This window comes from Pseudomonas sp. S06B 330 (genome assembly GCF_002845275.2).
Lineage (GTDB): Bacteria > Pseudomonadota > Gammaproteobacteria > Pseudomonadales > Pseudomonadaceae > Aquipseudomonas.
This window is the reverse complement of sequence record NZ_CP088149.1, coordinates 5515038-5539131: the sequence shown is the minus strand read 5'-3', so window position 1 is coordinate 5539131 and position 24094 is coordinate 5515038. Positions and strand designations below refer to the sequence as shown.

The following is a 24094-nucleotide window of genomic DNA, read 5'->3' as shown; positions in this document are numbered from 1 at the left end:
GCGACAACAGTGCATCGAAGGTAAGTTGCGCGCCGGTTTGTGTTTACGGCAGGTGTTTCTGCCGTTTGCCACTGGCACTAATGTGAGGACCTCCCACTTGTCTATTTCTACTTTTCGCAAGGCCATGCTGGCTGGAGCGGGTCTGACGCTGGCGATCAGCGTCCAAGCGGCGCCCACGGTGCACATTTATAACTGGTCGGATTACATCGGGCAGACCACCCTCGCAGACTTCGAAAAAGCCACTGGCATCAAGCCGGTGCAGGATGTTTTTGATTCCAACGAAACCCTGGAAGGCAAATTGCTGGCCGGTCGTACCGGTTATGACGTAGTGGTGCCGTCCAACCATTTCCTCGGTAAGCAGATCAAGGCGGGCGCGTTCCAGAAGCTCGACAAGGCGCTGCTGCCGAACTATTCGAACCTGGACCCGGCGCTGATGAAGCGTCTGGAAAAGAACGATCCGGGTAACCAGTACGCTGTCCCCTACCTGTGGGGCACCAATGGCATCGGCTACAACGTCGAGAAGGTCAAGGCGGCACTGGGCACCGACAAGATTGACTCCTGGGCCATGCTGTTCGAGCCGGAGAACATCAAGAAGCTTTCCAAGTGCGGCGTCGCCTTCCTCGACTCAGCTGACGAGATGATTCCAGCGGTGCTCAACTACATGGGCCGCAACCCCAACAGCACCAATCCCAAGGACTACGCCGACGCTGAGAAGAAGCTGCTGGCGGTGCGTCCTTACGTGACCTACTTCCATTCCTCCAAGTACATCTCGGACCTCGCCAACGGCGACATCTGTGTCGCTGCCGGTTTCTCCGGTGATGTCTTCCAGGCCAAGGCCCGTGCTGAAGAAGCCGGCAAAGGCGTGGATGTGGCTTATGTGATTCCCAAAGAAGGCGGCAACCTCTGGTTCGACATGCTGGCGATCCCCAAGGACTCCACCAATGTCAAAGAGGCCCATGCCTTCATCAACTATTTGCTTGAACCTGCGGTGATAGCCCAGGTGAGCGATTACGTCGGTTATGCCAACCCGAACCCCAAGGCTGGCGATCTGATGGACCAGAGCGTGCGAACCGACGCAGCGGTTTACCCACCGCAAGAAGTGCTGGACAAGTTGTACGTAAACTCCGAGTTACCACCCAAAGTGCAACGTTTGATGACCCGTAGCTGGACCAAGGTCAAGTCGGGCAAGTAAATATCCAGGGTCCGTCACGGCAGGGGCGGGCGCAAAAAATCTTGTTGGGAGTTTCACAAATGGCTGTTGCCTCCGGTGCCTATAAGAAAGCCCTCGAGGGCGACCAGCAACCTAAACAGGTGCTGGTCAAAATCGACCGGGTTACAAAAAAGTTCGACGAAACGATCGCCGTGGACGATGTGTCCCTGGAAATCAAGAAGGGCGAGATCTTCGCCTTGCTCGGTGGCTCCGGCTCTGGCAAATCTACCTTGTTGCGCATGCTGGCTGGTTTCGAGCGACCAACCGAGGGGCGAATTTTCCTCGATGGCGTAGACATCACTGACATGCCGCCGTACGAGCGGCCGATTAACATGATGTTCCAGTCCTATGCGCTGTTCCCGCACATGACCGTGGCGCAGAACATCGCCTTCGGCCTGCAGCAGGACCGCATGCCCAAAGCCGAGATCGATGCCCGCGTTGGCGAGATGCTCAAGCTGGTGCACATGACCCAGTACGCCAAGCGCAAGCCGCACCAGCTTTCCGGTGGCCAGCGTCAGCGTGTCGCTCTGGCCCGTTCATTGGCCAAGCGTCCGAAACTGCTGCTGCTCGATGAGCCGATGGGTGCGCTGGACAAGAAGCTACGTTCGCAGATGCAGCTGGAATTGGTGCAAATCATTGAGCGCGTGGGTGTGACCTGTGTCATGGTGACCCACGATCAGGAAGAGGCCATGACTATGGCCCAGCGCATCGCCATCATGCACCTGGGCTGGATTGCCCAGATCGGCAGCCCGATCGACATCTACGAGACGCCAACCAGTCGTCTGGTCTGCGAGTTCATCGGCAACGTCAACCTGTTCGACGGTGAAGTGGTCGAAGATGCCGAAGGCCACGCCGTCATTGCCACCCCAGAGCTTGAGCGCAAAATCTATGTCGGCCACGGTGTCACCACCTCGGTGGAAGACAAGCGCATCACCTACGCCCTGCGCCCAGAAAAAATGCTGGTGACCACCGAACAACCGACCTGCGAACACAACTGGTCGCGCGGCAAGGTTCACGACATCGCCTACCTGGGTGGCCATTCGGTGTTCTACGTCGAGCTGCCAGGCGGCAAGATCGTCCAGTCGTTCGTTGCCAACGCCGAGCGCCAGGGCACCCGTCCAACCTGGGACGACCAGGTTTACGTCTGGTGGGAAGACGATAGCGGCGTGGTACTGCGGTCATGAACATGCGCAAGCTCAAGCGAGCCTTCAATCGAATAAAGCCCGAGGGGCGTCATGTCGTCATCGGCGTGCCGTTCATTTGGCTGTTCCTGTTTTTCATGCTGCCGTTCTTCATCGTTCTGAAGATCAGCTTTGCCGAAGCAGACGTGGCGATCCCGCCATACACCGAAATCTACAGCTACGTCGAAGACAAGATTCAGCTGGTCCTGAACATGGCCAACTACGGCCTGTTGACTCAGGATGAGCTGTACATCGCCGCGTACCTGGGTTCGTTGAAGATGGCCTTCTTCAGCACGCTGTTGTGCCTGCTGATTGGCTATCCGATGGCTTATGCCATTGCCAACGCGCGCAAAGAGACTCAGACGGTGCTGTTGCTGCTGATCATGATGCCGACCTGGACCGCGATCCTGATTCGTGTGTATGCCTGGATGGGCATTCTCAGCAACAACGGCCTGCTCAACAGCTTCCTGATGTGGCTGGGCCTGATCGATCAACCGCTGCAGATCCTCAACACCAACCTGGCGGTGTATATCGGAGTGGTCTATTCGTACCTGCCGTTCATGATCCTGCCGCTCTATGCCAACCTGGTCAAACACGACCAGAGCCTGCTTGAGGCTGCCTCGGACCTGGGTTCGAGCACCTTCAACAGCTTCTGGAAGATCACTGTGCCGCTGTCGAAGAACGGCATCATCGCGGGCTGCATGCTGGTGTTTATCCCGGTGGTCGGTGAGTTCGTGATCCCGGAACTGCTCGGCGGTCCGGAAACCCTGATGATTGGTAAAGTGCTCTGGCAAGAGTTCTTCAACAACCGTGACTGGCCAGTGGCGTCCGCCCTGGCGGTGGTGATGCTGGCGATCCTGATCGTGCCGATCCTGCTCTTCAACCGTAGTCAGGCTAAAGAGATGGAGGGCCGGGCATGAAGCGTTTCAGTTTCTCCAAACTGATGTTGGTGCTGGGCTTGTTGTTCATCTACCTGCCCATGCTGATCCTGGTGATCTATTCGTTCAACGCCTCCAAACTGGTAACGGTATGGGGCGGCTGGTCGGTGAAGTGGTATGTCGGCCTGCTCGACAACAGCCAACTGATGGGCTCGGTGATGCGCTCGCTGGAGATCGCCTGCTACACCGCGATCGCCGCCGTGGCGCTGGGCACCCTGGCGGCCTTCGTGCTGACCCGGGTGACGCGCTTCAAGGGCCGTACCCTGTTCGGTGGCCTGGTCACCGCGCCGCTGGTAATGCCTGAAGTGATTACCGGTCTGTCGCTGTTGCTGCTGTTCGTGGCCATGGCGCAGATGATCGGCTGGCCGCAGGAGCGTGGCATTGTCACCATCTGGATTGCCCATACCACCTTCTGTGCGGCCTATGTGGCCGTGGTGGTGTCGGCGCGCCTGCGCGAGCTTGACCTGTCGATCGAAGAAGCGGCCATGGACCTCGGTGCGCGGCCGTGGAAGGTGTTCTTCCTGATCACCATCCCGATGATCGCACCATCGCTGGCGGCGGGCGGCATGATGTCGTTCGCCCTGTCGCTGGATGACCTGGTACTGGCCAGCTTCGTGTCCGGTCCAGGCTCGACCACCTTGCCGATGGAAGTCTTCTCCGCGGTGCGTCTGGGCGTGAAGCCGGAAATCAACGCAGTGGCCAGTCTGATCCTGCTGTCGGTATCGCTGGTGACCTTCATGGTCTGGTACTTCAGCCGTCGGGCTGAAGAGCGTCGTCGTCGGGCGATCCAGCAGGCTATCGAGGAAAGCGCAGCCGATTCGTGGAAACAGCCAGACGTGCGTCGCGCACCGGCGCCTGTTTCGGCGTGATCTGACAGACTCCATCGCGGGCAAGACCAGCTCCCACACGTACTGCATTGACCAGACATTGTGGGAGCCGGCCTTGCCGGCGATTGGACCCTTGTGGTCCTACTCCGGCCAATGCCAGGCCGACTCATCGAACATCCCTTGACCCACCGCTCGGGTCTGTCTCAATTCCTTCTCCAGCACAATCGAGTTGCAGGTCGCATCCTGTCAGATTGATTAGCATCAGTGCGTCCTTGCGTGGTCAGCGGATATAAAGTATTTCTGATTGTAAAAGCTTGAATGAATTACCTTTGTCGCATGCGGCAGATGGAACCCTGATCTACGCTAACACTCGCATCTTTATATCGAATTGGCACATGCAAGGAGCCTGCATGACGGTATTGCGTCCTGTATTGATCGTCAGCCTGGGATTGTTGCTCGTGCTGAGCGGCTGCGGCGAGAAAAAAGCTGTTGAAGCCGAGCTACCCCGAGTGGCTATACAACATGTTGAACCCAGTGATTTCGCGGCGTCCGTGACCCTGACCGGCGACGTTCAGGCGCGGGTGCAGACCGATCTGTCGTTTCGCGTGGGCGGCAAAATCATCTCCCGTAGCGTCGACGTTGGTGACCACGTGAAAGCCAATCAGGTGTTGGCCAAACTCGACCCCAAGGATTTACAAGCGAACCTCGACTCGGCCAAGGCTGAGGTGTTCGCCGAGCAGGCGCGGGTGACGCAGTCCAGCGCCGCTTTTATCCGCCAACAGAAGCTGTTGCCCAAGGGTTATACCAGCCAGAGCGAATATGACTCGGCCCAGGCGCAGTTGCGCAGCAGCCAGAGCGCTTTGAAGGCGGCCCAGGCGCAGTTGGCCAATGCCCGCGATCAATTGAGCTATACCGCTCTGGTGGCTGAAGCAGATGGGGTAATCACCGAGCGCCAGGCCGAGGTCGGCCAGGTGGTACAAGCCACTGTGCCGATTTTTACACTGGCCCGTGATGGCGACCGCGATGCGGTGTTCAACGTCTATGAAGCCTTGCTGGTCGCACCTCCAACCCATGAATCGATCACGGTCAGTCTGGTCGACAACCCGAAAATCACCGCGCAGGGACAACTGCGTGAAGTCACTCCGACAGTGTCGGCGCAAAGCGGCACGGTGCAGGTGAAGGTGGCGTTACGCGATGTACCGCCGGGTATGGAGTTGGGCTCACCGGTCACTGCCACCGGTAATGTCCAGGGCAAGCCAAGCGTCGAACTGCCGTGGTCGGCCCTGACCAAGGACTTGCACGATCCTGCCGTATGGTTGGTGGGGGAAGGCAACAAGGTCAGTTTGCGCAAGGTTCAGGTCATTCGTTATCTCACCTCAAAAGTGGTGGTGGGCGAAGGCCTCAAGGGAGGGGAAACAGTGGTGGTGGCAGGTGGGCAGTTGCTCAATCCGGGCATGCAGGTTGAAGTTGCGCCGCTCAAGGACATCGGGGTGCCTCGATGAAATATCTTCCCCTTGTTTTGGGCAGTGTTCTGCTATTGGTTGGTTGCGGAAAAGAGACGGCGGCACCGGATCCGGTTCGCCCGGTATTGTCGGTGATCGTTGAGCCTCAGGTGCAGGCCAACCTTGGGCGCTTCGCCGGGAACATCCAGGCGCGCTTCGAAAGTACCTTGGGCTTTCGCGTACCCGGTCGGATTGCCCGGCGCTGGGTTGATGTCGGCAGTCAGGTGAAAGCGGGTGATGTGCTGGCGAGCCTCGACCCTACTGACCAGCGCAACCAGTTACGCGCCGCCGAGGGCGACCTGGCCAAGGTCCAGGCCCTGTGGATCAACGCCCAGGCCAATGCCCGCCGCCAGCAACAGCTGTTCGACCGTGGGGTTGGTGCCCAAGCACAACTGGATATCGCGCAGACCGATCTGAAAACTACCGGCGCCTCCCTGGAACAGGCTCGGGCGGCGGTCGATCAGGCACGTGACCAACTCAGTTACAGCGATTTGCGCAGCGATCATGCCGCAGTCGTCACCAACTGGCAGGCCGAAGCGGGGCAGACCGTCAGCGCTGGTGAAGCGGTGGTTACCCTGGCGCGGCCGGAGATCAAGGAAGCGGTTATCGACTTACCTACCTACCTGGCCGAGCAACTGACCCCAGACCTGAAGTTTCTAGTGGCTTCGCAATTGGACCCGAGCATCAACACCGCAGCGACGCTGCGTGAGCTTGAGCCCCAGGCGGATGCCACCACCCGTACCCGTCGCGCACGCCTTACCCTGGCGCAAACACCCAATGCCTTCCGCCTGGGCACAGCGATCAGTGTCACCTTGACCTCCAGCGTGTCACCGCGCAGCGAGCTGCCCGCGTCGGCGTTGCTGGAGAGTGAAGGCAAGACCCGTGTATGGATCGTCGATCCACAGCAAAAAACCGTAGCTACCCGAGATGTGAAGCTACTTGAACGCACGCCTGGCACCGTGGTGCTGGCGTCTGGCGTACAGGCCGGTGAGCGTGTGGTGACAGCGGGTGTGAACAGTCTCAAATCGGGCCAGAAGGTCATCGTCGACGAGGAAGACCCGCAATGAAAGGAAGCTTCAACCTGTCGGAATGGGCGCTGAAGCACCAATCCTTTGTCTGGTACCTGATGTTCGTCGGCTTGCTGATGGGCGTGTTTTCCTACATGAACCTGGGGCGTGAAGAAGACCCCTCGTTCACCATCAAAACCATGGTGATCCAGACCCGGTGGCCTGGGGCGACCCAGGATGAAACCCTCTATCAGGTCACCGATCGTATCGAGAAGAAGCTCGAAGAGCTGGACTCGCTCGACTATGTGAAAAGTTATACCCGACCGGGTGAATCGACGGTCTACGTCAACTTGCTCGATACCACCAAGGCTGAGGACATTCCGCAGATTTGGTACCAGGTGCGCAAGAAGATTCAGGACATTCGCGGCCAATTCCCTCAGGGGATTCAGGGCCCGGCGTTCAACGATGAGTTCGGCGACGTCTTCGGTTCGATCTACGCCTTTACCGCCGACGGCCTGACCATGCGCCAGTTGCGTGATTACGTCGAACAGGTACGTGCCGAGATCCGCGAAGTGCCTAACTTGGGTAAAGTCGAGATGATTGGCACCCAGGATGAAGTGCTGTACTTGAACTTCTCTACGCGCAAAATGGCCTCCTTCGGTATTGATCAGCGCCAGGTGCTGCAAGCGTTGCAGGCGCAGAACGCGGTGACCCCGGCCGGGGTGATCGAGGCAGGGCCTGAGCGCATTTCTGTGCGTACCACGGGCCAGTTCGCCTCCGAGAAGGACCTGGAAGCGGTCAACTTGCGTATCAATGATCGCTTCTTCCGCCTGGCGGACATTGCCGAAATCCAGCGTGGTTATGTCGATCCACCCGCGCCGATGTTCCGCTTTAACGGCGAGCCTGCCATTGGCCTGGCCATCGGCATGAAGGCCGGCGGCAATATTCAGGCCTTTGGTGCCAACCTGCATAAAAAGATGGACAGTGTGGTCGCTGAATTGCCCGTCGGCGTTGGTGTGCACACGGTGTCTGACCAGGCTGTGGTAGTCGAAGAAGCGGTGGGTGGCTTTACCAGTGCGTTGTTCGAGGCGGTGATCATCGTCTTGGTCGTGAGCTTCATCAGCCTGGGTGTGCGCGCCGGCTTGGTGGTTGCCTGCTCGATTCCGCTGGTGCTGGCCATGGTCTTCATCTTCATGGAGTACAGCGGCATCACCATGCAGCGGATTTCCCTCGGTGCGTTGATCATCGCCCTGGGCTTGCTGGTGGACGATGCGATGATCACCGTGGAGGTGATGGTCACACGCCTGGAAATGGGGGAAAGCAAGGAGCAGGCGGCAACCTTTGCCTACACCTCGACCGCCTTCCCGATGCTCACCGGTACCTTGGTGACAGTGGCCGGCTTCGTGCCGATCGGCCTTAACGCCAGCTCGGCGGGCGAATACACCTACACCTTGTTTGCGGTGATTGCCGCGGCCTTGTTGGTGTCCTGGGTGGTGGCGGTTCTGTTTGCCCCGGTACTGGGCGTACATATCCTCAGTACCAAGGTCAAACCGCACAACGAAGAACCCGGACGGGTTGGCAAGGCGTTCGAGCACAGTCTGCTGTGGTGCATGCGCAATCGCTGGCTGACCATCATTGGCACGGTGCTGCTGTTTGTGCTGGCAGTGTTCTGCATGCGCTTTGTGCAAAACCAGTTTTTCCCGTCTTCGGACCGTCCGGAAATCCTCGTCGACCTCAACTTGCCGCAAAACGCCTCGATCGAGGAAACCCGCAAGGCGGTGGACAAGCTTGAAGCGACGCTCAAGGGCGACCCGGATATCGTGCGCTGGAGTACCTATATCGGTCAGGGGGCGATTCGTTTCTACCTGCCACTGGATCAGCAACTGCAGAACCCGTACTACGCTCAGTTGGTCATCGTCAGTAAGGGCTTCGAATCCCGTGAGACGCTGATGAAGCGTTTGACCAAGCGCCTGCGTGAGGACTTCGTCGGCATCGGCACCAACGTCCAGTCGCTGGAAATGGGCCCGCCGGTAGGGCGGCCGATCCAGTACCGGGTCAGTGGCAAGGACATCGACGAAGTGCGCAAGCACGCCATTGCCCTGGCGTCCCTGCTTGATCGCAACGAGCATATCGGCGAGATGATTTACGACTGGAACGAGCCGGGCAAGGTACTGAGGGTTGAGATCGCCCAGGACAAGGCGCGTCAGCTCGGCCTGTCGTCCGAGGACGTGGCTCAGGTGATGAACAGCATCGTCACCGGCGCGCCGATTACCGAGGTGAATGACAACATCTACCTGATCGATGTCGTGGCGCGCGCCGAAGATGCCGAACGTGGTTCGCCGCAGACCTTGCAGAACCTGCAGATCGTCACGCCTAACGGCACGTCGATCCCACTGCTGGCCTTCGCCACTGTGCGTTACGAGCTGGAGCAGCCTTTGGTGTGGCGTCGCGACCGCAAACCAACCATCACCATCAAGGCCTCGGTGCGTGGCGAGATCCAGCCGACCGATCTGGTCGATCAGCTCAAGCCTGAAATCGACGATTTCGCCAGCAAGCTGCCAGTGGGCTATTACGTGGAAACTGGCGGTACCGTGGAAGAGAGTGGCAAGGCGCAGGGGCCGATCGCTAAGGTTATCCCGCTGATGCTGTTCTTGATGGGCACCTTCCTGATGATTCAGCTGCAAAGCGTGCAGAAGCTGTTCCTGGTGGTCAGCGTGGCGCCGTTGGGGCTTATCGGGGTAGTGCTGGCGCTGGTACCGACGGGAACGCCAATGGGCTTTGTGGCGATCCTGGGGATTCTCGCGCTGATCGGCATCATCATCCGCAACTCGGTGATTCTGGTCACCCAAATCGACGAGTACGAGGCCCAGGGCTTTTCACCTTGGGCGGCGGTGCTTGAGGCCACCAACCATCGTCGGCGACCGATCCTGCTCACTGCGGCGGCGGCGAGCCTGGGCATGATTCCGATCGCCCGCGAAGTGTTCTGGGGGCCGATGGCCTACGCGATGATCGGCGGGATCATCGTTGCCACCTTGCTGACGTTGCTATTCCTGCCGGCGCTGTATGTGGCCTGGTACAAGATCAGGGAGCCGCAGGGTAGCGAGGCGTGATTTCATCGCCGGCAAGGCCGGCTCCCACAGGTCATGTGGCTGTCGTGCCATTGTGGGGGCAGCCTGACCGGCGATGGGTTTAGTGGATAAATCACAGGCATAAAAAACCGGCGCTCAAGGCGCCGGTTTTTTGTTTGCCGCGTCGGCTTACAGCCCGTCGAGCATCGCCTTGTTACGTACCGCGCCCTTGTCGGCGCTGGTCGCCAACAGAGCGTAGGCTTTCAGTGCAGTGGTCACTTTACGTGGACGCACTTCCACCGGCTTCCAGCCCTTCTTGTCCTGTTCAACGCGGCGTGCAGCCAACTCTTCATCGCTGACCAACAGGTTGATCGAGCGGTTAGGGATGTCGATCAGTACCTTGTCGCCGTCCTGTACCAGACCGATTGCGCCACCAGCAGCGGCCTCTGGAGACGCATGGCCGATGGACAGGCCCGAGGTGCCGCCGGAGAAGCGTCCGTCGGTGAGCAGGGCACAGGCTTTGCCCAGGCCTTTGGACTTCAGGTAGGAAGTTGGGTAGAGCATTTCCTGCATGCCCGGGCCGCCTTTCGGACCTTCGTAGCGAATGATGACGATGTCGCCTTCTTTCACTTCATCGGCGAGGATGCCGCGCACGGCGCTGTCCTGGCTCTCGAAGATCTTGGCGTTGCCCTCGAAGACATGGATCGACTCATCAACACCCGCAGTCTTCACCACACAACCGTCCAGCGCGATGTTGCCGTACAGCACGGCGAGGCCGCCTTCTTGCGAGTAGGCGTGCTCAACGCTACGGATGCAGCCGTTTTCACGGTCGTCATCCAGGCTCGGCCAGCGGGTCGACTGGCTGAAGGCGGTCTGGGTCGGAATACCGGCAGGGCCTGCCTTGAAGAAGTGGTGTACCGCTTCGTCGTTGGTCTGGGTGATGTCCCACTTGGCGATGGCTTCTTCCATGCTCGGGCTGTGCACAGTCGGCAGGTCAGTGTGCAGCAGGCCGCCACGGGCCAGCGAGCCGAGGATGCTGAAAATGCCACCCGCGCGGTGAACGTCTTCCATGTGGTACTTCTGAATGTTCGGCGCAACCTTGCACAACTGCGGCACCTTGCGCGACAGGCGATCGATATCGCGCAAGTCGAAATCGATCTCAGCTTCCTGGGCAGCGGCCAGCAGGTGGAGGATGGTGTTGGTTGAACCGCCCATGGCGATGTCGAGCATCATGGCGTTCTCGAACGCCTTGAAGTTGGCGATGTTGCGCGGCAAGACGCTCTGGTCATTGTCGCCGTAGAAACGCTTGCACAGGTCGACAATGGTACGGCCAGCCTGAAGGAACAGCTGTTCGCGGTCGCTATGGGTGGCCAGGGTCGAACCGTTCCCCGGCAGGGCCAGGCCCAGTGCTTCAGTCAGGCAGTTCATCGAGTTGGCGGTGAACATGCCGGAGCACGAACCGCAGGTCGGGCAGGCGCTACGCTCGTATTCGGCGACTTTTTCATCGGAAGCGGTCGAGTCTGCAGCGATGACCATAGCGTCGACCAGGTCCAGGCCGTGGCTGGCCAGTTTGGTCTTGCCAGCTTCCATCGGCCCGCCAGAGACGAAGATCACCGGGATGTTCAGGCGCAAGGCGGCCATCAGCATGCCAGGGGTGATCTTGTCGCAGTTGGAGATGCAGACAATGGCGTCGGCGCAGTGGGCGTTGACCATGTACTCGACCGAGTCGGCGATGATCTCGCGGCTAGGCAACGAATAGAGCATGCCGTCGTGGCCCATGGCGATGCCATCGTCGACCGCAATGGTGTTGAATTCCTTGGCCACGCCACCGGCGCGTTCGATCTCGCGAGCGACCAGTTGGCCCAGGTCCTTCAGGTGTACGTGACCTGGGACGAACTGGGTGAACGAGTTGGCGATGGCGATGATCGGCTTTTTGAAATCTTCGTCTTTCATCCCGGTGGCACGCCACAGGGCGCGTGCGCCGGCCATATTGCGACCGTGGGTGGACGTTTTCGAGCGGTAATCAGGCATGAAGCACTCCTGGCGGCTAATCAGGTAACAAAAAGGGGAGTGAGCTTCTCTTGTCCTTTGCACCGAAGGCATGTGGCCGCTGGTACGGATGAAGCCGAGATCGCCGCGGGATCGCCGTGCGCTCGGCCAGAGCTCATAAACCCGCCGGGATGACTGGCGATGAATAGCCCGATTCTACACCGCTGGCGCTGCGAAGGAATGGCGTTGTAGATGGTTGGTGGTGATCAGCGGCGGCCCTGCTCTGCGGCAGGGGTGTCGGCGCTCTGTGTAAGACCGTTCTGAAAAGCCCTGCAAGCCTGGAAAAGCGGCTGTTCCCACTTGCTGAACTGAGTATTATCACCGCGCCGCATGTGCGGCTCATGAGACGACACCTTAATGGACCTTCCCAGTTTCAGTTCATCGCGAACCTACATTCTGGCACTGAACGCAGTGGCGTCAGGGCTGCCCGTTAGCTGACCGTCAGCCTTGTCGGTTGGCCTCCAGGCGCCTGCGTTGCTGCCTGGAGATCGGTATGACATTTACCCACGAAGCAAAGATGGCCGGGCTGACATTGCCCCGCGAGCAGGCGTGCTTTGGCTGGTGTTACTTGCTCAGCCGGATGAAACTCGACCCGGCCACCGCCAGTGGCCCTCTGGTGACGTCGATCGCCGATGCCGCCGGGCTGTACGATCAACAGGCAGGGTCTAGTGGGCGATGTGGATAACGAGGCAGCAGTAGCATTGATCCAGTGGCCAGGAGCATGAAGCCGACACCTAGGCTCGTTGCCACTTGCTCACTGAACAGCGTGATTACACCACTTCCAGCGGCGCCCACGGCGAGTACCAAGGTGTTGATCATCGATGCCGCTGCGCCCACGCGGGTTTGCTGTAACGCCAACGCGCAACTTGTGGCTGCCGGGAGGGCTAAGGTAGTGCCAGTGGTGGCGACGATCATGGGTATCAGTGTCGACATCAGTGACGGTGATTGCGTCCAGGCTCCCATCACCATCATCAGGCCCGCCAGGACAATCAAGCCAAGGCCAATCAAAATTTGTACCGAGGTGCTCAGACGCTGGTTAAAGCATCCGGCGACCAGGCCGCCCACCACAAAGGCAATAGCGTACAGAACGAACACCTGTGCGAAATTGTGAGGGGATAGCCCCAATTGGTCTATGAACAGCAGTGGGCTTAAGACAATGAACGAGAAATGGCAGGTAAAGGCTATGGCTGCGATCACGCTATAGGCAACAAATTCACGATCGTGGAGAAGTGTGCGGTAGATGGCGAAATAATCAACCTTCGACGTGTTTTTGTGAGTGTCATCCCTGAGAAAAAACAAGGACATCAATAGTGCGATACAGGCGAGCTGAGTGAACGTAATGAAACTGCCAGGCCAGTCGAATGCCTGCTGTAGCCAACTTCCAGTCAGGAGTGACAAGGAGATGAACAGACCGCTGGCACTGGTCTGCAGGATTCGCATCGCATTACGTTGCTTACCCTCGAACAGATCCTGAACGAGTGCCTGGGTAAGCACAAAACAGCCGCAGCCCACGGCTTGCAGTATCCTGAAACCGATGAATGTCAGGTAGTGGGTGCTAATTACACAGCCCACTGCGCCAACAATGGAGGTCAATAAACCAAGCAGGAGTAGCCTTTTGCGGCCGATTTTATCGGACAACGGCCCTAAAACAAGTTGTGCAGCAGCGACGGATAAGGCAAACAAACTAATGGAATAGGCAATGTGAGTCGTGTCGACTTCTAAGTGCATGCCGAGTGCTGGAAACGACGGCAGTATTACATCTAGCGGGAATACCCCAAGCAAGCTCATTATCAGTAATAATGCGATGACCAGTTCGGGGTTGGTTTTTTTGTTTTTGTATGGGCTTGTTATCATTTATGTAGCCCCTTTTTAATATTGTGGTTCCGTTGTGAGGTTTACGTGTTCCGCATTGACAACGAATACCGGTTGGTGATGCATGGCAGCCTCTTTTTATTATTTATAGTTGTTGGAAATGATGCGGTTGGAGTGGTGGTGTTGATTCTTGCGGAGTGGATCGCTTTAAAGAGTATGCGTTTATTTTTAATGAGCAATAGGGTGGCGTGTAGGAGGTTTCGTGAACGCTTGTATGATTTATCTTTCGATTATTTGGTTGCGAAACATAAACTGTTGATTATTCGTAATGCAGCTGGCAAAAAAAATCCCGGCACTTGGCCGGGATTTTTATAACTGCACAGCCTTAGCTGTTAGGCAGCAAGCGGCAGGTAATGCTCTTGATGTAACGGGTTTCTGGAATCGCCGGATGCACCGGATGATCCGGGCCCTGGCCGCCACGTTCGAGCAGCTGGATGTTACGGTCCAGGTGACGGGCGCTGGTCAGCAGGATGTTCTGCAGATCGTCCTCGGGCAGGTGCATCGAGCACGAAGCGCTGACCAGAATGCCGTCTTTGGTCAGCAGACGCATGGCTTGCTCGTTCAGGCGCCGGTAGGCGCCTTCACCGTTTTTCAGGTCTTTCTTGCGCTTGATGAACGCGGGCGGGTCGGCAACGATCACGTCAAAACGCTCTTCGGAGGCCTTGAGCTCCTTCAGTGCTTCGAACACGTCACCTTCAATGCAGGTGAGCTTCTCGGCAATGCCGTTGAGCCCGGCGTTGCGCTCAACGCCATCAAGGGCAAAGCTCGAGGCATCGACGCAGAACACTTCACTGGCGCCGAACACGCCAGCCTGCACACCCCAGCCACCGATGTAGCTGAACAGATCGAGAACGCGTTTACCCTGAACGTACGGTGCCAGACGGGCGCGGTTCATGCGGTGGTCATAGAACCAGCCGGTTTTCTGGCCTTCCATTACCGGGGCTTCGAATTTGACGCCGTTCTCTTCCAGGGCAACCCATTCCGGCACCATGCCGAATACGGTTTCAACGTAACGGTTCAGGCCTTCGGCGTCGCGTGCGGCCGAGTCGTTCTTGAACAGGATGCCGCTAGGCTTGAGTACTTGCACCAGGGCGGCGATGACGTCGTCCTTGTGTTGCTCCATGGTCGCCGAAGCCAGCTGAACCACCAGGATGTCACCAAAACGATCAACCACCAGGCCTGGCAACAAGTCAGAATCACCGTACACCAGGCGGTAGAACGGCTTGTCGAACAGACGCTCGCGCAAAGACAGGGCAACATTGATGCGGTGCACCAGCAGCGACTTGTCCAGCGCAAGCTTAGCGTCACGCGACAGCAGGCGTGCGCAGATCAGGTTGTTCGGGCTCATGGCAACGACGCCCAGAGCCTTGCCGCCGGCGGTTTCAAGAATCGCCTGGTCACCGGCCTTGAAGCCATGCAATGGGGTCGCGGCGACGTCGATTTCGTTGCTGTAGACCCACAGATGGCCGGCGCGTAGGCGGCGGTCGGCATTGGCTTTGAGACGAAGGCTGGGCAGGGACATGACGTCGCTCCGGAAAAAAGAGCGGGAGTATAACCTGACGCCCGCTACGCCGACGTGAATAGCGACAAATTGCATCAAAGCGATGGCCTTTCGCTTCACCTCTGGCCAGCATGATCGGGTTAGAATCGCCGCTCAGCCCCGAGTGTGTACATATGTCCCAGGAACTCTCCGCCGAACAGATCCAGCAAGCCTTGCAAGGCATCAGCGTGCCGCCTCAGCCGCAGATCATGGTTGACCTGCAGTTCGAGCAATACATGCCTGATCCCGACCTTGAGGTGATCGCCAAGTTGATCTCCCAGGACCCAGGCCTATCTGGCGCCCTGCTCAAGCTGGTCAACTCGCCTTACTACGGATTGACCAACAAGATTGCCTCAATCCAGCGTGCGGTGAACCTGCTCGGCAGTCGTTCGATTATCAACCTGATCAACGCCCAGTCGATCAAAGGTGAGATGAGTGACGACACCATCGTCACCCTCAACCGTTTCTGGGATACCGCGCAGGATGTGGCTATGACCTGCCTGACCCTGGCCAAGCGCATCGGCTCGCAGGCGGTGGATGAGGCCTATGCCTTGGGACTGTTCCATGACTGCGGCGTACCCCTGATGCTTAAGCGCTTCCCCGATTACATGGGGGTGCTTGAAGATGCCTACGCCAAGGCCGGCAGTAACAAGCGTGTGGTAGATACCGAAAACCAGGCGTTCAACACCAACCACGCGGTGGTCGGCTACTACACGGCCAAGTCCTGGCGCCTACCTGAGCACCTGAGCAATGCGATTGCCAACCATCACAACGCATTGGCGGTGTTCAGCGATGACTCGGCGCGTAACAGCCAGTTGAAGAACCTGTTGGCGATCTTGAAGATGGCTGAGCACATCTGTTCCTCGTACCGGGTGCTGGGCAATCAGAGTTTCGACCATGAGTGGAACGCCGTTGGGCACCTGGTGCTCGACTATGTGGGGCTTTCCGAGTACGACTTCGAGAACCTCAAGCAGACTATTCGCGAAATGGGCAGTCACTGATTCATGCCGGAATTACCAGAAGTCGAAACCACCCGGCGCGGTATTGCGCCTTACCTGGAAGGTCAGCGGGTCAGCCGGGTGATCGTGCGCGATCGACGCCTGCGTTGGCCGATCCCTGAGGATCTCGATATCCGCCTGTCTGGGCAGCGCTTCGTGAAAGTGGAGCGGCGCGCCAAGTACCTGCTGCTTAATGCTGAGGTCGGCACGTTGATCAGTCACTTGGGGATGTCCGGCAACTTGCGCCTGGTGGAAATCGGCTTGCCGGCAGCCAAGCATGAGCATGTGGATATCGAGCTGGAGTCAGGCCTGGCCTTGCGGTATACCGATCCGCGTCGGTTCGGTGCGATGCTCTGGAGCCTTGATCCGCTTAACCACGAGCTGCTGATCAAGCTCGGCCCGGAGCCACTGACCGATCTGTTTGATGGTGAGCGCCTGTTCCAGCTGTCGCGTGGCAAGTCGATGGCGGTCAAGCCGTTCATCATGGACAACGCGGTGGTCGTTGGCGTCGGTAACATTTATGCAACCGAAGCATTGTTCGCTGCCGGAATTGACCCGCGCCGTGAAGCCGGTGGTATTTCTCGCGCGCGCTACCTGAAACTGGCGATCGAGATCAAACGTATCCTGGCCTGCGCCATTGAGCGCGGCGGCACCACATTGCGCGATTTTATCGGCGGCGATGGTCAGCCGGGCTACTTCCAGCAGGAGTTGTTTGTCTACGGACGGCGCGAAGAGCCGTGCAAGATTTGCGGCAGTATCCTGCGCGAGGTCAAGCTGGGTCAGCGCGCCAGTGTGTTCTGCCCGCGCTGCCAGAAGTGATGGTGCTCAGCGTGGGCTGAGCACTTCAGCGGCGCCCACGCCACGTGGGTCGCTCGCAGCCTCCAGGGTCTGTTTGGCCTTGTCCCAGAACAACACTTGCTGATTGCCGTAGGTCCGGCCCAGGTCCTTGAGCTGGTAGCCGCGCGCCTGCAGTTCGCGTTGCTGCTCAATACTGAACGCATTTGGTTCGTGCTCGACCACATCGGGCAGGTACTGGTGGTGATAGCGTGGCACTGCCGGCCAGCTGGCGACCGGTTTGCCTTCGAGAAAGCCCAGCATCGACAACAACACCATGCTCGGAATGCGGCTGCCACCCGGGGTGCCGAAGGCGGCGAACTGCGTGGGACTTTCGATAAAGCTCGGGCTCATGCTCGACAGCGGTCGCTTGCCAGCGGCCACAGCATTGGCCTGGCTGCCAGCCAGGCCGTAACTGTTACTACCGTGAGGGTCGGCGGCAAAGTCGTCCATTTCATTGTTCAGCACCACGCCGGTGCCAGGCGCGCTGAAGGCCGCACCGAAGGGCAGATTGACCGACAGTGTTGCGGCCACGGCGTTGCCCTGAGCATCGATCACAGCGAAGTGGGTGGTGTGATCGCCTTCGCGCCAAGTGGGCGCGGGTGGCAGTTTGCTGCTTGGCGTTGCTTGATGCACCTCGATGCTATCGGCCAGGCTCGTCAGGTACGGGCGCGAAAGCAGCTGTGTAACAGGATTGGCGACATAATCGGGGTCGCCCAGCAGGCCGCGGTCACGGTAGGCCCTGCGCAATACTTCCAGCACGTAATGGCTACGCTGCACCGGCTCGGCACTTTGCCACGGCAGGCGTTGAAGCATGGCCAGGCTCTGCGCCAGGGCTACGCCACCGGCTGATGGTGGGGGGGCGCTAATCAATTCACGTTGGTCAGCCAGCTGATAGCGTAGCGGTTCGCGTTTAGCGGTGCGGTAGTTGGCCAGGTCATCCAGGCTCCAGATCCCGCCCGCAGCTTGCACGCCCTGGACCATGGCCTGGGCAGTGGGGCCGGCATAGAAACCGTCGCGGCCTTGGTTGGCCAGACGCTCAAGGGTGACGGCTAGTTGCGGCTGGCGGATCTGTGCGCCAAGGGCGGGTACTTCACCGTTGATGAGAAACAGCCGGGCGCTTTCAGGATCATCACGCAGGGCGCTTAAGCGCATCTTGGCCCGATCACGGTAAATACGGTCAACGGCAAAGCCCTGGTTGGCCAGGCGAATGGCCGGGGCCAGGGTGCTTTTCAGCGGTAGCTTGCCGTAGTGTGCTGCGAGGTCGGCGAGCGCGGCTGGCAAGCCGGGAATTGCCGCTGCCAGCGGGCCGTTGATTGATAGCCCGGGCTGAACCTTGCCGTCCTTCAGATACATCGCTTCGCTGGCCTTGGCTGGCGCACGTTCGCGAGCATCTATAAAGGCATAGCGCGCGGGTGTGTCGCCTTCGCGCAGGAGGAAAAATCCACCGCCACCCAGCCCGGAACCATAGGGTTCCACGACAGCCAGGGCAGCGCTGACGGCAATGGCGGCGTCGAAGGCGTTACCGCCTTGCTCGAGGATTTCCCGTGCCGCGGCAGTGGCTTCAGCGTGTGGGCTGGCAATCGCAGCGCGTCCCGGGCCTTGTGCCTGGGCACAGACAGCCCCGAGCGCCAGGGTGGCGCCAAGTACTAACGGAACGAGCTTGCCGACAAACGGCATCAGGCCTTGCCGGTGATTTTACGGTATTTGGCCATCAGTTCTTCTTCGGTCTCTGGATGGGCTTCATCCAGGGGAATACAGTCAACCGGGCAGACTTGCTGGCATTGAGGCTCGTCGTAGTGGCCGACGCACTGCGTGCACAGGTTAGGGTCGATCACGTAGATCTCTTCGCCTTGAGAGATGGCAGCGTTCGGGCACTCGGGTTCGCAGACGTCGCAATTGATGCAATCGTCGGTGATAATCAGGGACATGGGGACTCCGGCCAGGGCTCGTAACCCTGGCATTTGAAAACCAATGGGCACAATTGTGCCGCATTAGCGCCCGCAGTGCACGCGGGCGCCGTGGTCAAATCGCCGATGTCACTTTTTGAAGCGCTCGGTCAGGGCCTCGGCCACGATCGGATGGACGAATTTGCTGATGTCGCCACCCAACGCTGCAATTTCCCGGACCAGGGTCGAGGAAATGAACGAATAACGCTCTGAAGGGGTGAGGAACAGGCTTTCCACGTCTGGCGCGAGCTGGCGGTTCATGTTCGCCAACTGGAACTCGTACTCAAAGTCGGAAACTGCACGCAGGCCGCGCAGGAACACATTGGCCTGCTGCTCTTTGGCGAAATGCGCCAGCAAGGTTGAGAAGCCGATGACTCTGACATTGGGCAGGTGCTTGGTGACCTCACGAGCCAGTTCCACCCGTTGTTCCAGCGGGAACAGTGGGTTTTTCTTGGGGCTGGCGGCGACCGCAATGATCACCTCGTCGAACAGCCGTGAGGCTCGCTCGACCAGATCGCCATGTCCCTTGGTAATAGGGTCGAAAGTACCTGGGTACAACACTCGGTTCATCGCGTCGTCCTGGCAGGAGTGCGTTGGGGAGTCGGATGGTATCGCAGCAGTGGCGGTCGGCCAAGTCGCCCGCGCACGCTGAAGGCACTATAGACAGTGTGTCCATTTGTTGTCATCTACCGGCAACCAGGCGTTCGATCAAACCGTCAGTGAGCCGCGCAGTGAGCCCATACACCGACAATTGCGGGTTGGCACCGATGCTGGTGGGGAACAATGAGCCGTCGTGAACCGACAGGTTGGCCAGTTGATGATGTCGTCCCAGGCTGTCGCAGACCGCCTGGCGCGGGTCTTCGCCCATGGCGCAGCCACCCATGACGTGGGCGCTCCCCAGGCGGGTACGAAACAGCTCCAGGCTGAGAGTGTCGATCATTTGTCGGGCTTCGCTCAGGGTCTTCACATAACGGCCATCGCTGTGCATCGGCAGCACGGCGTCGGCACCGGCGGCGAACTGGATTTCGGCCATGGTGTGAAAGGCGCGGCGTACACCGTCCCAGGCATAGGGCGAAACCGAGTAATCGAGCACTGGCGAGCCGTCATCGCGTAGCTGCACTTGGCCGCCGACGCTGTCGGGGTGAAAACCGTCGCGTAACAGGGCGAGCATCACATGGGTGTTGGGCAACTGTTCCATGCGCAGGGCGCTGTCTTTGCCAAATCCGCCGAGTAAGGTTGCTGCCAACGCAGGTTGCAGCGGTGGGACTTCGAGCTTGTAGCCGATCGGGCCGGTAACGCCGTTAAGCCATTGAAAGTGGTCGGAGTAAATCGACTGGGGGGCGCCATAAAACGGATTGACCTTGTCCTTGAACAGACCGGCACTGAAGTTGACCAGGTGCAGGAAGGTTCGCTTGCCCAAGCGCTCATGAGGATCGGGGGCCTCCGAGCGTAACAGCAAGGCCGGGCTGTTGATCCCGCCACCCGCTAGGATGTAGTGCCGCGCCTTGACCTCAATCTTGCGTCCGTTGGGGTTCACGCAGCGTTCATCCATGGCCACACATTGCAGGCTGCTGATGCGTTCGCCGTTGTGGACTAAACGCTCAGCGCGGGCCAGGTAGAGCAGTTCGCCGCCCTTATCCAGGGTGGCGGGAATGGTGGTCACCAGCATCGATTGCTTGGCGTTTACCGGGCATCCCATGCCGCAATACCCCAGGTTCCAGCAGCCGCGCACGTTGCGTGGGATCACTTTCCAGTGGTAGCCGAGGGCTTCGCAGCCGCGCCGCAAGACATCGTTGTTGGCATTGGGCGGCATCGCCCAGGGGGCAATACCCAGGCGTTGTTCCATACGCTCGAACCAGGGCGCCAGCTCGGCGCTGCTCAAGCCTTTGACACCATGCTCGCTGGCCCAGTGCTGCAAGGTCGGTTCGGGGGTGCGAAAGCTTGAGGTCCAGTTGATCAGGGTGGTGCCGCCTACTGCACGGCCCTGGAGGATCGTAATGGCGCCATCTTTGCTCATGCGACCGATGCCTTCTTGGTAGAGGCTGGCATAGGCCTGGTCTTCGAGCAGGTGGAAGTCGCTGCTGGTTTTGAGTGGACCTTCTTCGATCAGCAGTACCTTGAAACCGGCCGCACTGAGCAACTCGGCACTGGTGGCGCCACCGGCGCCGCTGCCGATGATGGCGATATCGGTTTCCAGGGTCAGGTCCTGGTCCAGGCGCGAGGCGTCACGGGCTTTCCAGCCGCGGATCAGTCCTTCGCGAAACAGGTCGGGTACGGGCATCTTCAGCCTCTTGTTGTTAGGGGCGGGTCAGACTTTGGGTGGTCCGGGGTAGCCACATTGGGCCCAGGATTCAGGCATTTCGTACCAGGCCATCTGCAGCAGTTGCAGCAATGAGGCATGGCCCATGTTCAACAGATTGAGCGAGCTGTTCTCCCAGCGTCGCAGAAAGGCTGCAATCTGCTCATTGCTGGCGCTGTCCCAGCTGCCCCAGATGCCTGTCAAGGGGCCGCGGGTCACCGGCAAGGCGAGTACATCGAACAATTGCCGGGTCAGCTTGAGCATGGCCGGGGACAGGCTGGCGAGTTTGTTGTCCAGCCGATGCAGGAGTGCCTCACGGGTGTCGGCAGCCGCAGTGCCAGCAAGAATCACCGGAATCAGCGCGTGGAGGATCGGCAGATCGCTCTGGCGCAAGGTGATGAAACCGCTGGCGGGTGTTTGCGCCGTGCAGCCACTGAGGCTGGCGCCGATCCCGGCGGTGGCCAGAAACGCCGTGGCGCCGAGGCTGAATTTGAGCAGCCCGCGGCGGCTCAGGGTTGCAGTTGTTGGCAGGCTTGTGGTCATTGTTGTTGTGCCTGATCGGTGTGTTAGCGAATGAACAGTTTGAACACCAGCTTGAGCAACGACTTGCCATAAGGTGGGTAGATCAGCCGCGCGGCGTTGAAGCGCTGCTTGGCAAAAACGGCCTTGGCCTTGCTGAAGGTGAGGAAACCTTCGTGACCATGGTAGTGGCCCATGCCCGACGGGCCGACACCGCCGAAGGGCAGGTCATCCTGGGCTACATGCAGCAAGGTGTCGTTGAGACAGGCACCACCGGAGTGGGTTTGCTCCAACACCTTTTGCTGCTCGGCACGGTCGTAGCCGAAGTAGTAAAGCGCCAGTGGGCGAGGGCGCTGATTGATGTATTGCAGGGCCTGATCAAGATGGTCGTAAGGCACCAAAGGCAGCAGCGGTCCGAAGATTTCATCCTGCATCACGCGCATTTCATCGCTGACCTGAAGGAGCAGATGAGGCGGCATGCGTCGGCCCTGGCGCGGCTCTTGCGGATACAGGTTGATTACCGTCGCGCCCTTGTCGCGGGCATCGCTCAGGTAGCTTTCCAGACGAGCCAGGTGACGAGGGTTGATGATTGCACTGTAGTCAGGGTTGTTTGCCAGGGTCGGGTAAAACCCGTGCACAACCGTGCGGTAGGCACTGACGAAGTCATCCATGCGATCACGCGGCACCAAGACGTAATCGGGTGCTACGCAAGTCTGGCCAGCGTTCATGGTCTTGCCGAAGGCGATACGTTCGGCGGCGTCGACCAACGGCACAGTGTTCGAGATGATGGCAGGAGACTTGCCGCCCAGCTCAAGAGTAACTGGGGTCAGATTCTGCGCTGCGGCGAGCATTACATGGCGGCCGATGCTGGTGGCGCCTGTGAATAATAAATGATCGAAAGGCAGGCGCGAGAAGGCCTCGCCGACGTCCGCTTCACCGAGTGTCACGCTGACCAGGTCTTCCGGGAATACCGATGCCAGCAACTTCTTGAGCAGCAAGCCGGTCGCCGGCGTGGCTTCGCTGAGCTTGAGCATGACCCGATTGCCGGCGGCCAGGGCCCCGGTCAAAGGCCCCATGGCCAGAAACAACGGGTAGTTCCAGGGCACGATGATGCCGATCACGCCCAGCGGTTGATACACCACCTTGGCGCTGGCGGGCTGGAATGCCAGGCCCACTTTACGTGGCGACGCTTTCATCCACTGCTTGAGGTGCCGTTCGCTATGGCGCACACCTTGAATGCTCGGCATCAATTCTGCCAGCCGGGTTTCATCGGCGCTGCGACCGCTGAAGTCTTCGTTGATGGCTGCGATCAAGGCTTGCTGCTGTGCGACCAATAGTTCGCGCAGGGTCTTGAGCCATTGTCGGCGCTGCTCCAGAGATGGCATCGGGTTGCCAGCGAATGCCTGACGTTGGGCACTGAACTGCACAGCGAGGTCGTCAAGGGCGGAGGGAGGCAGTAGGCGAGCAGCGTCAGCGGTCATACGGAACTCCACGGCATGTTGTTTTTATAGAGCTTATACTCTAATTCGAGTCCTTAGCGACTGTTTTTTGTCGGACAAGCAGGTACATCCTGATTCGGATACACCGTAAGATGGGTGTATTCATTCGAGCCTGACATCGGAAACTGATCATGGCCCCGCGTATCAACACCCGCGAGCGCATCGTGCAAAACAGCCTGGAGCTGTTCAATCAGCAGGGCGAGCGCAGCGTCAGTACCAATCACATTGCCGCGCATATGGAAATTTCCCCGGGCAATTTGTACTACCACTTCGCCAATAAGCAGGAAATCATCGCCGTCATCTTCACCCAGTACGAAGAGCTGGTGGAAAGCTTTCTGCGCCCGCCCCAAGGGCGAGCTTCGACGGTCGACGACAAGCGTTACTACCTCAAGGAACTGCTGGCGGCGATGTGGAACTACCGCTTTCTGCACCGCGATCTTGAGCACCTGCTCGACAGCGATAAGGAGATGGCGGCGCGCTACCGGCGCTTTTCCCAACGCTGCCTGATCCAGGCCCAGGCCATATATCGTGGCTTTGTTCAGGCCGGAATCGTGCAAATGGACGCTGTGCAGATCGAGTCGTTGACCCTCAATGCCTGGATCGTGCTGACCTCCTGGGTGCGTTTTCTGTGCACCACTCGGGAGAACACTGCGCACCTCAGTGAAGACGCGATCAAGCGTGGCATTTACCAGGTACTGGTGCTGGAACTCGGTTTTGTCACACCGCAGGCCCGCCCGGCGGTGGATGCCTTGTGTCAGGAATTCTACGTTTCGCTCAATCAGGCGCTGGAGCAATAACGCCC

21 protein-coding genes are annotated in these 24094 nt (G+C 59.1%); 12 read left to right on the top strand and 9 right to left on the bottom strand.

From position 1 onward, the window contains the following. Positions 1-97: 97 nt before the first annotated feature. From CX511_RS24915 to CX511_RS24885, 7 genes are all read left to right on the top strand, one after another. Positions 98-1192 (top strand): polyamine ABC transporter substrate-binding protein, encoded by a 1095-nt coding sequence (locus CX511_RS24915; protein WP_045181609.1) that lies wholly within the window; start codon positions 98-100, stop codon positions 1190-1192. A 59-nt stretch (positions 1193-1251) separates the two neighbouring features. Next, positions 1252-2394 carry a polyamine ABC transporter ATP-binding protein gene (gene potA, locus CX511_RS24910; RefSeq protein ID WP_045181612.1) on the top strand — a complete coding sequence of 381 codons (1143 nt, stop codon included), beginning with the start codon at positions 1252-1254 and terminating at the stop codon, positions 2392-2394. Then, positions 2391-3311 (top strand): ABC transporter permease subunit, encoded by a 921-nt coding sequence (locus tag CX511_RS24905; protein ID WP_045181615.1) that lies wholly within the window; start codon positions 2391-2393, stop codon positions 3309-3311. The genes potA and CX511_RS24905 overlap by 4 nt, the downstream gene beginning before the upstream one ends. After that, positions 3308-4198 carry an ABC transporter permease subunit gene (locus CX511_RS24900; RefSeq protein ID WP_045181618.1) on the top strand — a complete coding sequence of 297 codons (891 nt, stop codon included), beginning with the start codon at positions 3308-3310 and terminating at the stop codon, positions 4196-4198. The genes CX511_RS24905 and CX511_RS24900 overlap by 4 nt, the downstream gene beginning before the upstream one ends. Positions 4199-4566: 368 nt before the next feature. Beyond that, positions 4567-5658, top strand: coding sequence for an efflux RND transporter periplasmic adaptor subunit (locus CX511_RS24895; RefSeq protein WP_101293166.1), 1092 nt, complete (start codon positions 4567-4569; stop codon positions 5656-5658). After that, the gene (locus tag CX511_RS24890; RefSeq protein ID WP_101293165.1) at positions 5655-6725 is read left to right on the top strand and encodes an efflux RND transporter periplasmic adaptor subunit; all 1071 of its coding nucleotides are present in this window, start codon (positions 5655-5657) and stop codon (positions 6723-6725) included. Before CX511_RS24895 ends, CX511_RS24890 begins: the two co-directional genes overlap by 4 nt. Beyond that, positions 6722-9775: an efflux RND transporter permease subunit gene (locus CX511_RS24885; RefSeq protein ID WP_045181623.1), complete on the top strand. Its 3054-nt coding sequence runs from the start codon at positions 6722-6724 to the stop codon at positions 9773-9775. Before CX511_RS24890 ends, CX511_RS24885 begins: the two co-directional genes overlap by 4 nt. A gap of 147 nt (positions 9776-9922) precedes the next feature. On the opposite strand, the gene ilvD is transcribed toward CX511_RS24885, so the two are convergent. Next, the gene (ilvD, locus tag CX511_RS24880; protein ID WP_045181627.1) at positions 9923-11764 is read right to left on the bottom strand and encodes a dihydroxy-acid dehydratase; all 1842 of its coding nucleotides are present in this window, start codon (positions 11762-11764) and stop codon (positions 9923-9925) included. 511 nt (positions 11765-12275) lie between these two features. Here ilvD and CX511_RS24875 point away from each other — a divergent pair. Next, positions 12276-12467 (top strand): magnesium transporter, encoded by a 192-nt coding sequence (locus CX511_RS24875; protein ID WP_101293164.1) that lies wholly within the window; start codon positions 12276-12278, stop codon positions 12465-12467. Here CX511_RS24875 and CX511_RS24870 read toward each other — a convergent pair. Continuing rightward, a complete protein-coding gene (locus CX511_RS24870; protein WP_045181630.1) occupies positions 12434-13636 on the bottom strand; it encodes a Bcr/CflA family efflux MFS transporter in 1203 nt (400 codons plus the stop codon). The genes CX511_RS24875 and CX511_RS24870 overlap by 34 nt on opposite strands. A gap of 45 nt (positions 13637-13681) precedes the next feature. Between CX511_RS24870 and CX511_RS24865 the strand changes: the two genes are divergently transcribed. Beyond that, the gene (locus CX511_RS24865; RefSeq protein ID WP_143527766.1) at positions 13682-13969 is read left to right on the top strand and encodes a hypothetical protein; all 288 of its coding nucleotides are present in this window, start codon (positions 13682-13684) and stop codon (positions 13967-13969) included. A 10-nt stretch (positions 13970-13979) separates the two neighbouring features. Here the strand turns inward: CX511_RS24865 and CX511_RS24860 are convergent, their stop codons facing one another. Continuing rightward, the gene (locus CX511_RS24860; protein ID WP_045181633.1) at positions 13980-15176 is read right to left on the bottom strand and encodes a class I SAM-dependent rRNA methyltransferase; all 1197 of its coding nucleotides are present in this window, start codon (positions 15174-15176) and stop codon (positions 13980-13982) included. A gap of 206 nt (positions 15177-15382) precedes the next feature. Between CX511_RS24860 and CX511_RS24855 the strand changes: the two genes are divergently transcribed. Together CX511_RS24855 and mutM are read left to right on the top strand one after the other, a co-directional pair. Next, a complete protein-coding gene (locus CX511_RS24855; protein ID WP_177327754.1) occupies positions 15383-16195 on the top strand; it encodes an HDOD domain-containing protein in 813 nt (270 codons plus the stop codon). A 3-nt stretch (positions 16196-16198) separates the two neighbouring features. Further along, positions 16199-17011 carry a bifunctional DNA-formamidopyrimidine glycosylase/DNA-(apurinic or apyrimidinic site) lyase gene (mutM, locus tag CX511_RS24850; RefSeq protein WP_045181637.1) on the top strand — a complete coding sequence of 271 codons (813 nt, stop codon included), beginning with the start codon at positions 16199-16201 and terminating at the stop codon, positions 17009-17011. A gap of 6 nt (positions 17012-17017) precedes the next feature. Here the strand turns inward: mutM and ggt are convergent, their stop codons facing one another. From ggt to CX511_RS24820, 6 genes are all read right to left on the bottom strand, one after another. Next, positions 17018-18706 (bottom strand): gamma-glutamyltransferase, encoded by a 1689-nt coding sequence (gene ggt / locus CX511_RS24845; protein WP_101293163.1) that lies wholly within the window; start codon positions 18704-18706, stop codon positions 17018-17020. Beyond that, positions 18706-18957, bottom strand: coding sequence for a YfhL family 4Fe-4S dicluster ferredoxin (locus CX511_RS24840; RefSeq protein ID WP_007921257.1), 252 nt, complete (start codon positions 18955-18957; stop codon positions 18706-18708). Before CX511_RS24840 ends, ggt begins: the two co-directional genes overlap by 1 nt. 108 nt (positions 18958-19065) lie before the next feature. Then, positions 19066-19545 carry a pantetheine-phosphate adenylyltransferase gene (gene coaD / locus CX511_RS24835; protein ID WP_045181645.1) on the bottom strand — a complete coding sequence of 160 codons (480 nt, stop codon included), beginning with the start codon at positions 19543-19545 and terminating at the stop codon, positions 19066-19068. A gap of 112 nt (positions 19546-19657) precedes the next feature. Further along, positions 19658-21256 (bottom strand): GMC family oxidoreductase, encoded by a 1599-nt coding sequence (locus tag CX511_RS24830; protein ID WP_101293162.1) that lies wholly within the window; start codon positions 21254-21256, stop codon positions 19658-19660. A 27-nt stretch (positions 21257-21283) separates the two neighbouring features. Then, the gene (locus CX511_RS24825) at positions 21284-21817 is read right to left on the bottom strand and encodes a twin-arginine translocation pathway signal protein (RefSeq protein WP_101293161.1); all 534 of its coding nucleotides are present in this window, start codon (positions 21815-21817) and stop codon (positions 21284-21286) included. Between the two features lie 23 nt (positions 21818-21840). Continuing rightward, positions 21841-23274 carry a coniferyl aldehyde dehydrogenase gene (locus CX511_RS24820; protein WP_045181652.1) on the bottom strand — a complete coding sequence of 478 codons (1434 nt, stop codon included), beginning with the start codon at positions 23272-23274 and terminating at the stop codon, positions 21841-21843. Between the two features lie 149 nt (positions 23275-23423). On the opposite strand from CX511_RS24820, the gene CX511_RS24815 reads away from it, so the two are divergent. Beyond that, the gene (locus tag CX511_RS24815; RefSeq protein ID WP_045181653.1) at positions 23424-24089 is read left to right on the top strand and encodes a TetR/AcrR family transcriptional regulator; all 666 of its coding nucleotides are present in this window, start codon (positions 23424-23426) and stop codon (positions 24087-24089) included. Positions 24090-24094: the final 5 nt, after the last annotated feature.